Here is a 10461-nt window from a genome sequence, read left to right as displayed (position 1 = left end):
TGCCTTTTTGAGACAGCCTCTTAATATCTTATCACAGTATGCCCCTGTCTAAAGCAGAATCTTACGACTTACCGCTTTATCGATGGTAATATATCCCGGATAGAATACCGACTGCCCTGCGATATTGATAGAAGGTTTCACTTTTAACGTAAATATTCCCTTTTTATTCTCATCGCTCGACATTAAAAAATCCTGCAGGTCCGAATTCTTCAACAAATCATAGATATTGGTCGCTATACGCACATTGGCTACGGTAGATTCTCCGGGCTCTATTTGTAATGATTGATTGACAATCCCTTCCACAAGCTGCTGTCCACCATAAAGAATGATATACTGAAACTTATTAATGGCTGCCTTTTTGAGCGTCGGGTTGTCTATTTTAAGCCGGATAACTGCATTCAATGGAATATCTTTCCGCAAATAGGCCAACGCCAGGCTCGGCACTGCTCCCAGGTCGATTTGATTATTCTTGATCAGTCGTTGCAATGATGTTCCGGCCAACCGAATACTATCTACCGATTCCACATCGAACTTACATTTCGCCAAATTCTCGATCTGTGCCTTTTGTCGATTCACGCCGCAGCCGGCGATAAACAAACCCAGCAGAACCAAACATCCAAATAAAATTTTCTTGCTCATAATCCCTATTTTCCTCCAAATTTATATAAAACTCCCAGTGTAAACAATGGGTACCCTGCTTTTAAATAGGTATTACTTTTAAAACCAAATACCATACCGTTCGTATATTGCAGCTTCCATCCTTTCCCTAAGCCCATCATTGTATAAAATACAGGTTCAATAAGCATATTGTCTTCTTTCTCTGCCGGAAGACCATCAATAGCGAAATTCTTCATCCGCATATTGCTCAACCGAATGATGGTACCGTAATCGATATCGTGCCGGTTGCCAAACAACTTTAGGGCATCCTTTTTCTCCGATGAAAAGTTTACCTGCACAAACACCTTTTCAAAATCCATATCCTTCGTTTCCACAATAGCTTGTCCCATCGTCGACGAACGCTTATCAACCACACTGGTATTGCCTAGCCCATACCCCCCGTAAACCTCAAACACACGATTATTTTTCCGACCAAAACGTGTATAATAGCCAATCCCCGCTTCGCCCATCTTTTGCGCATAGTCTTTGATATTGGATTTATTATCCACATATGAACCATTGGCGATGACAGCTACATGATCGGTTACGGCTACCCCCAGGTTGGCCGATACATTAGCCTTTATATTGATATTACCGGAAACATATACCTCCCCAGCTTCTGTAAACATCGGTGCTGAAGGCACATTGGGCATGTAAATCGAACTACAGGAATAAAATGAACAGGCAAATAACCCGGCACACAAACCATATCCAAACTTGTTGTATTTCATATGTAAGTATTTATTCAATCGTGCTTGCATCCAATGGTATTCCGGAATGTTTCGCCTATTGTCTTAAAAACACCTATCCTTTATAAAAATTGTACCAAAGCTTTACATTTAACAGAAAATAACAATTTAAAAAAAAACAAAACCTTAACGCACTCATTACCAACTCCGATAAAATACCGAGGCAGCAGCGCTGCGGGCTAACGATATTGCGAACAGTCGCTCTGTGGAACGAAAGTGCAGCAAGTAGCATCCGCTTTCGTTCCTATTGTCCAAGGGCAGATCCGCCGGAGAACAGACAAACAAAAAAAGGCATCAATTTCTTGATGCCTTTCCAATATTGTTGCAAAACCTTACGCTTGTTCTGTAGGAACTACAGATACATAAGATTTATTGTTAGCTTTTTTACGGAAAACTACTTTACCGTCTACTAAAGCGAACAATGTGTGGTCTTTACCAATACCAACATTTGTGTCAGGATTGTGTTGTGTACCGCGTTGGCGTACGATGATGTTACCAGCGATTGCTTGTTGACCACCGAAGATTTTGATACCTAAACGCTTGCTATGTGACTCACGGCCGTTCTTAGAACTACCCGCACCTTTTTTGTGTGCCATTTCTTTATCTTAATTTAAGACTATTTGTCTGATTAAAAATTCAATTATAACGTAATACCAGTGATCTGGATTTTAGAAAATTGTTGACGGTGACCGTTTTTCTTTTTGTAGCCTTTACGACGTTTTTTCTTGAAAACGATAACTTTATCGCCTTTTAAATGAGACAAAATTTTAGCCGAAACTTTTGCACCAGCAACGCTAGGTGTACCAATGGTAAATTTACCACCGTCTTCTGCTAACAATACATTGTCAAATTCAATACTAGCGCCTTCATCTCCTTGTAAACGGTGTACAAAAAGGAACTGGTCTTTTGCAACCTTAAATTGCTGTCCTGCTATATTTACTATTGCGTACATTGTTAATTAATTAAATGTGTTATTAAATGAAGGGCAAAAGTAATCAGTTTTTATCATAATTCAAAGACAAATTTACTTTTTCGTTTCCATTTAAACGTTATCAGTTGAACAACATGACCTTAATCCGTATTAGGACAACGCTGTTCACGCCTGTTTCCGCTTACCAAACCAAAATTCTTTTCTCCGGTGCCACATACATTTTTGCTGTAGGCTGTACATTAAATGCTTTATAGAAAGCCTCCATATTGTATACGGGACCATTTACCCGAAATTGTTCGGGGCTATGTGGATCAACTTTTAAACGTAGCCGCATGCGCTCATCGCTGCTCTTTACGCGCCACACTTGCGCAAAACTCAGGAAGAAACGTTGATCTGGAGTAAAACCATCAATCTTGTCCTGCCCCTGCCCTTGTTTGGTTAATTTAAAGGCATCATAGGCAATATTTAAACCGCCGATATCCGCCAGGTTTTCACCTAAAGTAAGCTCACCGTTTACATGTTGATTGTCCAACAGTGTAAAACCACCATATAACTTCGCTACCTGATTAGCGCGTTCCGTAAACTGTTTCGCATCCACGGCAGTCCACCAATCGTTCAAGTTACCGTCTTTATCATATTGGCGCCCCTGATCATCAAAACCATGTGTCATCTCGTGTCCGATAACGGCACCGATAGCGCCATAATTGATTGCATCGTCCGCGTTGGCATCAAAGAAGGGGAACTGCAAGATGCCGGCCGGAAATACAATCTCATTATACGGTGGATTGTAATAGGCATTCACCGTAGGTGTTGTCATCAGCCATTCTGCCTTGTCAACCGGTTTACCAATTTTACCCACCATTTCTTTATAAGCATGCTTTGCAGCAGACTGCAAATTGGCATAGTAGGTATCTTTGGCGACTTCCACATCACTATAATCTTTCCACTTCTCCGGGTAGCCGATTTTTTTGGTGAAGGCTTCCAATTTTTCAATCGCTTTCTTTTTGGTTTCAGGCGTCATCCAGTCCAATTTCTCAATGCGGTTCTTGTAGACTTTCTGCAAATTGTCGACTAATTCGAGCATTCGTTTTTTTGCTTCGGGCTTGAAGTATTCATCCACATACAACTTGCCCACAATCTCGCCAAGATTCTCGTCCGCCGAATTCACCATCAGCTTCCACCGCTCTTTCTCCTGCTTCTGACCATTCAGGGTTTTCCCGAATAATTCAAACTTGGCCTCCCGGAAACCTTTGCTCAGTGCCGTCGCAGAAGCATTCGCTAAATCTGCTTTTAGTTTTGTCTTCCAGCTATCTAAGGACTGCGACTTCAACAAATTATTTAAAGCAAGGTAAAATTTGGGCTGCTGTACCAAAATCGTGTCGGTCATCACATCCAAGCGTTGCAGAATATCTTTCCAGTTGAGGTTTGGCGTTTGCTTCTGAAATTCCTGTACCGCAAATTTGTGGTAGTTTTTAATGGGATCCCGCAATTCTACAGGTGTGGCATGCGATTTGGCAATTTCTGTTTCTAGGCGTAGCACTTCCTCAGCCGACTTTTGGGCATTTGCCCCTTCACCGATCAGTCCGAATAACTTGACCAGATACGCGACATAGGCCTCCCGGATCTTCTTCGCTTTCTCATCCTGATCTAAATAATAACTTGCTTCAGGCAGGTTGAGTCCCCCCTGAAAAAATTGCAATGCATTCTTAGTGCTGATCCGGTCATCCGCGGCGACATAAAAGGTAAAAAGATCACCATCGCCCTCCTTAAATCCATCTGCAGCATACGCAATCAATTCATCAATACTTTTCAATCCATTGATTTTTTGAATGGCCCCTTCGATCGGTTTCGCACCCAATTTATCGATCGTCACCGTATCCATACCACTCGCATAGAAATCGCCAGCCTTTTGCTGATCTGAACCTTTTTTGTTGTCGGACTTTGCGGCCCCTTCCAAAATAGATTTCAGGTTTGCCAGATTTTCGTCGGCGAGCACATAAAAGGAGCCCCATCCTGTTTCCGATGCCGGGATCTGCGTATTTTTCATCCAGCTTCCATTCGCATATTGGAAGAAATTATCTCCTGGATTCACCGTCGTATCCATACCTGAGACATCAAAAAAATTTGTGCGGACCTCCTGAGCAGTATCGCTTTTCTTATTTGACTGACATGACATCATCATTAAGACCATGGATAGCGTCCCCCATTTGACTTTTTGTATCATATTTTAAGAGATTAAAAGCGTATTTAAATTTTACTTCAAAAGTTTCACTTCGTACAGATCCTTCCGCCTATCCTTCTTCACTTTAACAGTACCATACTCATGTAGGTCGCGCAGCGCATACAGATCAACGTCGGCAATAAGCACCATCTCCGCATTCGGTGTCGCCTCGGCTTTGATGGCATTATTGGGAAAAGCAAAGTCTGAAGGAGTAAAAACGGCGGACTGCGAATATTGTATATCCATATTATTCACACGCGGCAAATTACCCACAGAGCCAGCAATAGCCACATAACATTCATTTTCTATCGCCCTGGCCTGCGCGCAGGTACGCACCCGGATGTACCCGTTTTGGGTATCCGTCATAAAGGGCACAAATAGAATCTGCATGCCCTGATCGGCCAAAATACGGCTCAGTTCAGGAAACTCGACATCGTAACAGATCAACAGCCCTACTTTACCACAATCGGTGTCAAATACTTTCACTTCACTACCACCCACCATACCATAGTATTTAAATTCATTTGGCGTGATATGAATTTTTTTAAACTCATCCAGCTTACCGTTGCGATGACAGAGGTAGGAAACATTGTAGAGTTTTTTGTTTTCCATCAATGGCATGGAACCCGCAATGATATTAACGTTGTAGGATACAGCAAACTGTTGAATGCGGTCGATAATCTCGGAGGTATGCTGCGCAAGCCTTTCCATCGCCAGGCGCTCGGGAAGATCGTTATAAGGGCTCATGAGCGGCGTATTGAAAAATTCCGGAAACATGATAAAATCTGTTCCATAATCACTCACGGTATCCACAAAAAACTCGATCTGATCATAAAATGCCTCCAGATTATCAAACAAGCGCATCTGCCATTGCACCAGCCCCAAACGGATCGTCTGCTTGGTGGTCGAAATGGACCGTGTCTCTGACTCATAATAAATATTATTCCATTCCAACAGGGTAGCAAACTCCATCGATTCAGCATCTTCAGGCAGATAATGCTTGAGTATTTTTTTGACATGAAAATCATTTGAAAGCTGAAAGGTCAGCGTCGGATCATAGATCTCCTTGCGTTTGACTTTCTCGATGTAAACCCGCGGACTCATTTTATCCGCATAGTTATGGTAATTGGGAATACGGCCCCCGGCAACAATACATTTGAGGTTCATCTGTTCACACAGCTCCTTACGCGCATCATAGAGACGCCGGCCGAGACGTAACGCCCGATGTGCCGGATGAACAAACACTTCTATCCCGTAAAGGGTGTCTCCATCATCACTATGCTTGGTAAACTTACCGTCATCGATAATCTCATAATAGCTATCGTAAATATTATTCTTTTTTGAATTCAGGATAATGGACAAGGCACAGGCAACGACATGTCCATCAATCTCCACACATAATTGCCCTTCGGGAAATATATCAATCAAATCCTGAATATTTTCCTTTGACCAGGTCTCACCTGCACCATCATAAGCCTGTTCCATCGATCGTTTCAAATCAACATAATCCTTCTTTGTCAAGTTCCGCACTTGAATATCCATATAAATCTCCTTTTTGAATTAGTTATCTAAATTTAGTAAAAGTAAATGCCAAGTCCAAAACTAACAATAGCCCACAGGCGAATATCAGATGGCATCCAACTTTATATTTTAGACAGTGCTTACTCAGTGATTGTTCAGTGCTCGTTCAGTGCTTGCTCAGTGTAGACTGAATATGCACTGACTTATTACTGTCTAAACATTGATTAAGAAATATTAATAGGCACTACCTGATATGCAGATGTTTCAATTTTAATTAGATCTTGATGATCTTATCCCTTAACAGGTAGTTAGGGCAATCGTTTTTTTCGTACATGAACCCAATTGGAGCATCGGAAAGACTTTGCTGAAATCAAGGACATAAAAAAAGCGCCAATGTTCAATTGGCGCTTTTGATATCTCAATGATAGCTGCAATCAACTATGCTTGACCTTGTGGCGTTCCAAAAGGGAATGCAACTGTAGGATCACCACCTTGTTGAGGTTGTTCAGCAACACCTAAGTCCATTTTAATTGGGCCATTTAATGCTTCGAAACGGTTCACGTTATCAACCAATGCACCTAACAAGCGTTTTGCATGCTCTGGAGTCAAAACGATTCTTGATTTCACTTTTGCTTTTGGCACTCCTGGCATCACACGGATAAAGTCAACCACAAATTCAGTATTAGAGTGAGTGATAATCGCAAGATTTGAGTAGGTTCCTTCTGCTACTTCTTCTGTCAACTCGATGCTCAATTCGTTTTGATTTTGGTTATTTTCCATAATAATTCTAATGATAAGTTAATATATTCTTAAATTCTACTTTGTAAATGTTCTAAAATCTTGTCCGTTCTCAATATTCAATAATGTTTCGTAGATCAACCGGATCACGTTATCCACATCTTCCTTGTGCACCATCTCCACTGTTGTGTGCATATAACGGAGTGGTAAAGAAATCAACGCAGACGGTACACCACCATTGCTATAGGCAAATGCATCCGTATCAGTTCCTGTAAAACGAGAAGAAGCCTGACGCTGGAAAGGAATATTATTCTTCTCAGCAACTTTAACCAACAGTTTATTCAGATTAATCTGAACCGCTGGAGCGTAGGACAATACCGGACCTTTCCCTGAAAATAGATCGCCCTGCGTGATCTTATTGATCATCGGAGTTTGCGTATCATGTGTCACATCAGTTACGATGGCGACATTCGGTTTGATACGATCTGCAATCATTTCGGCACCGCGTAAACCAATCTCTTCTTGCACCGAATTTACGATATATAATCCAAATGGCAATTTCTTTTTATTCTCTTTTAGCAAACGAGCAACCTCAGCGATCATAAAACCACCGGCACGATTGTCCATAGCCCGCCCAACATAATAACGGTCGTTAAGGATAGAGAATGTATCTTCGTATGTAATGACACAACCGACATGTATTCCCAAGGCTTCAACCTCTTCTTTGGTACTACAGCCACAGTCCAAAAAGATATTTTTCAGCGAAGGATTTTCTTCTTTCTCTCCCGAACGCGTATGAATTGCCGGCCAGCCGAATACAGCTTTGACAATGCCCTTTTCCGTATGAATATTCACGCGCTTAGACGGCGCAATCTGGTGATCTGAACCACCGTTACGTATTACATAGATCAGTCCGTCTTTGGTAATGTAATTGACAAACCAAGAAATCTCATCCGCATGAGCCTCTATAACGACCTTATACTCCGCTTTTGGATTGATTACCCCTACAGCTGTACCGTAGTTGTCAACGAATGTATCATCAACATAAGGCTTCAAATAATCCAACCACAGGCGCTGTCCTTCCCACTCAAATCCTGTAGGAGAAGCATTATTGATATATTTCTCAAAAAATGAAAGCGAATCTTTCGTCACAACCGCGTCGTGCTTCGGCTCTTTTTTCTTGTTTTTTTCTGCCATCTTTTCCTTTTCTATTTACTTTCGTCAAAATATGAAAATTTCAATGAAATGCAAAAGTAAAAATGTTTTTTGAAATATTGTTTGCGCAATTTATTTTAGGTTATACGCTCCTCTTTAAGTAAAAAGGATCCGCAAAAGACAATATTTTGTTCACGATGAATGAATTAGATCCGCAGCCCAATGATATTCTGCTTAAAAACAAATTGTAGGAATAAAAAAATGAGATTAAAGCTTATCTTTACTTCAAAGTAATTTAAAAAGCTATAAAATTTATGAATTCAATATTAAGTGCAATACATTGGAATATTGACCCCGAAATGTTCAACTTTGGCGCTTTTGCCCTTCGCTATTATGCCTTATGCTGGTTGTTAGCGTTTTTTGTTTCATACGTAATGATGTTACGTATATTCAAAAAGGAAGGCCGCACACAAGAACAGTTGGATCAGCTTTCAATTTATATTTTTCTGGGCACTTTGATCGGAGCACGATTAGGACACTGCCTATTTTACGATTTTGACTATTACAAAGATCATATACTTGAAATCTTTCTGCCATTCAAATGGGATAAAACAGGATTTCATATCACTGGTTTTGCAGGTTTGGCTTCTCACGGTGGCGCCATTGGAATTATCCTCGCACTCTATTTATTCTGCAGAAAAACAAAAACTGATTTTCTGTGGTTAGCGGACCGATTGGTCGTTGTAGTCCCTATTGCCGGTGCACTTATCCGTATCGGAAATTTCTTCAATTCCGAAATTATTGGCACACCTACAGATCTACCCTGGGCTATCGTGTTCGAACGTGTAGACAATGTACCACGCCACCCAGGGCAGCTTTATGAAGCAATCGCCTATATTTTGATCTTCATTATCATTGGCTCCCTATTCAAATCAAATCCCAATCGCCAAAAAGGCCAATTATTTGGCATATTCATGGTCCTATTATTTGGTGCACGCATGGTCTTGGAACATTTTAAAATTGACCAAGAACCTTTCGAGCAAAGTATGGCTTTAAATATGGGCCAATTACTGAGTATACCTTTTATTCTGGTAGGCTTCTACTTTATCTTCCGGAAAACCAAAGCTTAAAACAGGAGACATTGTTTTTGTTTGCTAATACAAGATTTTACAGGCATCTTTTCTACAAAAGATGCCTTGTTTTTTTTCTATACCTGCAAAGATTACTATATTAGGCTTCAATAAACAATATATCTTTTTACAACAAGAAACTTAAGCCTAAAATGAGTCTAACACAAGCTGCATCTGTCGAAGCAAATGAGAAGATGCTTCAATACAATGGTCAATATGGAGAATTTGGCGGATCTTACATCCCACCAGTATTGGAAGAGCAATTGAATAAACTGGCTGCTTTTTTCGATAGTCATGTCCAAAAAGAAGAATTCCAGAAAGAGTTTATTGCGATCTTAAAACATTATGTCGGTCGCCCCTCACCTTTATATTACGCGAAGAATTTAAGCGAACACGTAGGTTCCAAAATCTATTTGAAGCGGGAAGATTTAAACCATACAGGTTCCCACAAGATAAACAACTGTATCGGTCAAATTCTTTTGGCTAAACAAATGGGAGCTACAGAGATCATTGCCGAAACTGGCGCCGGTCAACATGGTGTTGCAACAGCAACAGCAGCAGCATTGTTAAACATCCCCTGTAAAGTATTTATGGGCGAAATCGATGCTGCGCGGCAGGCCCTGAACGTCAAACGCATGGAATTGTTGGGTGCCGAGGTTGTAACGACCAACTTAGGTAGCCGTACATTGAAGGATGCCGTAGACGCGGCCTTGATGTATTACGTCGAAAATCCCACATCCTATTATCTGCTGGGATCGCATGTTGGCCCACATCCCTATCCAAAAATGGTCGGCTATTTTCAAAGCGTTATCGGTAAAGAAGCACGCCAGCAGATCCTTGATCAGGAAGGGCGCCTTCCCGACAGCATCTTTGCCTGTGTAGGTGGCGGGTCAAATGCGATTGGCTTATTTTCGGGTTTTCTCGATGATCATGCCGTCGAAATTCATGGTGGTGAAGGTGGTGGCACCGGGACTTATCCAAAAACAGCAGCGACACTTTCTTTTGGTAAACCAACTGTATTCCAGGGGACATTTTCATACTGTCTGGTCGATGATGAAGGTAATCCGATCCCCTCAACCTCGGTATCTGCAGGCCTTGATTACCCGGGGATATCGCCGCAACATGCCCAGCTAAAAGATAGCAATCGTGCAAACTATCATCCCGTGACTGACACCGAGGCGATTGATGCCTACAAGTTGCTTTCCCGACTGGAAGGTATTATTCCGGCCATTGAATCGTCTCATGCTGTTGCCCTTGCGGTGAAATTGCTCAAAGACAAAAACCAAGTCGCTATTGTGAACCTTTCGGGACGTGGCGACAAGGATGTTGACCGCGAATTCTAGACGGTAACATCAAAAT

Annotated in this window: 10 protein-coding genes; 2 read left to right on the top strand and 8 right to left on the bottom strand. The window is 41.4% G+C overall.

Annotated features, from left to right (window positions below):
* Window positions 1–48: 48 nt before the first annotated feature.
* From B4Z47_RS05785 to B4Z47_RS05750, 8 genes are all read right to left on the bottom strand, one after another.
* On the bottom strand, window positions 49–639 hold the full coding sequence (locus B4Z47_RS05785) for a hypothetical protein (protein WP_286727025.1): 591 nt from the start codon (window positions 637–639) through the stop codon (window positions 49–51).
* A gap of 5 nt (window positions 640–644) precedes the next feature.
* On the bottom strand, window positions 645–1388 hold the full coding sequence (locus B4Z47_RS05780) for a hypothetical protein (RefSeq protein WP_286727024.1): 744 nt from the start codon (window positions 1386–1388) through the stop codon (window positions 645–647).
* Between the two features lie 350 nt (window positions 1389–1738).
* Window positions 1739–2002: a 50S ribosomal protein L27 gene (gene rpmA / locus B4Z47_RS05775; protein ID WP_046672918.1), complete on the bottom strand. Its 264-nt coding sequence runs from the start codon at window positions 2000–2002 to the stop codon at window positions 1739–1741.
* 44 nt (window positions 2003–2046) lie between these two features.
* Window positions 2047–2358 (bottom strand): 50S ribosomal protein L21, encoded by a 312-nt coding sequence (gene rplU / locus B4Z47_RS05770; protein ID WP_028068281.1) that lies wholly within the window; start codon window positions 2356–2358, stop codon window positions 2047–2049.
* Window positions 2359–2518: 160 nt separating this feature from the next.
* Entirely contained in the window at window positions 2519–4561 is a 2043-nt protein-coding gene (locus tag B4Z47_RS05765; RefSeq protein ID WP_115049030.1) for a M13 family metallopeptidase, read from the bottom strand.
* A 30-nt stretch (window positions 4562–4591) separates the two neighbouring features.
* Window positions 4592–6100, bottom strand: a complete 1509-nt coding sequence (locus B4Z47_RS05760; RefSeq protein WP_046672920.1) for a bifunctional GNAT family N-acetyltransferase/carbon-nitrogen hydrolase family protein — start codon at window positions 6098–6100, stop codon at window positions 4592–4594.
* Between the two features lie 417 nt (window positions 6101–6517).
* Window positions 6518–6859, bottom strand: coding sequence for a DUF3467 domain-containing protein (locus tag B4Z47_RS05755; RefSeq protein WP_046672455.1), 342 nt, complete (start codon window positions 6857–6859; stop codon window positions 6518–6520).
* Window positions 6860–6895: 36 nt separating this feature from the next.
* A complete protein-coding gene (locus B4Z47_RS05750) occupies window positions 6896–8014 on the bottom strand; it encodes a M42 family metallopeptidase (RefSeq protein WP_070561144.1) in 1119 nt (372 codons plus the stop codon).
* A 272-nt stretch (window positions 8015–8286) separates the two neighbouring features.
* Here B4Z47_RS05750 and lgt point away from each other — a divergent pair, with 272 nt between their 5' ends.
* Both lgt and trpB read left to right on the top strand, forming a co-directional pair.
* Entirely contained in the window at window positions 8287–9102 is an 816-nt protein-coding gene (lgt, locus tag B4Z47_RS05745; RefSeq protein ID WP_159332956.1) for a prolipoprotein diacylglyceryl transferase, read from the top strand.
* A gap of 152 nt (window positions 9103–9254) precedes the next feature.
* Entirely contained in the window at window positions 9255–10445 is a 1191-nt protein-coding gene (trpB, locus tag B4Z47_RS05740) for a tryptophan synthase subunit beta (protein WP_236560212.1), read from the top strand.
* The last annotated feature ends 16 nt before the right edge of the window (window positions 10446–10461 follow it).

Origin of the sequence: Sphingobacterium sp. UBA2610 (assembly GCF_002339225.1) — a bacterium.
Lineage (GTDB): Bacteria > Bacteroidota > Bacteroidia > Sphingobacteriales > Sphingobacteriaceae > Sphingobacterium > Sphingobacterium multivorum.
The sequence above is the reverse complement of the archived record's forward strand: the minus strand, read 5'-3'. Positions and strand labels throughout refer to the sequence as shown.

Bases quoted from the DNA above. Each gene is read 5' to 3' on its own strand.
- B4Z47_RS05785 (WP_286727025.1), bottom strand. From the start codon at position 639: ATGAGCAAGAAAATTTTATTTGGATGTTTGGTTCTGCTGGGTTTGTTT.
- B4Z47_RS05780 (WP_286727024.1), bottom strand. From the start codon at position 1,388: ATGAAATACAACAAGTTTGGATATGGTTTGTGTGCCGGGTTATTTGCC.
- rpmA (WP_046672918.1), bottom strand. From the start codon at position 2,002: ATGGCACACAAAAAAGGTGCGGGTAGTTCTAAGAACGGCCGTGAGTCA.
- rplU (WP_028068281.1), bottom strand. From the start codon at position 2,358: ATGTACGCAATAGTAAATATAGCAGGACAGCAATTTAAGGTTGCAAAA.
- B4Z47_RS05765 (WP_115049030.1), bottom strand. From the start codon at position 4,561: ATGATACAAAAAGTCAAATGGGGGACGCTATCCATGGTCTTAATGATG.
- B4Z47_RS05760 (WP_046672920.1), bottom strand. From the start codon at position 6,100: ATGGATATTCAAGTGCGGAACTTGACAAAGAAGGATTATGTTGATTTG.
- B4Z47_RS05755 (WP_046672455.1), bottom strand. From the start codon at position 6,859: ATGGAAAATAACCAAAATCAAAACGAATTGAGCATCGAGTTGACAGAA.
- B4Z47_RS05750 (WP_070561144.1), bottom strand. From the start codon at position 8,014: ATGGCAGAAAAAAACAAGAAAAAAGAGCCGAAGCACGACGCGGTTGTG.
- lgt (WP_159332956.1), top strand. From the start codon at position 8,287: ATGAATTCAATATTAAGTGCAATACATTGGAATATTGACCCCGAAATG.
- trpB (WP_236560212.1), top strand. From the start codon at position 9,255: ATGAGTCTAACACAAGCTGCATCTGTCGAAGCAAATGAGAAGATGCTT.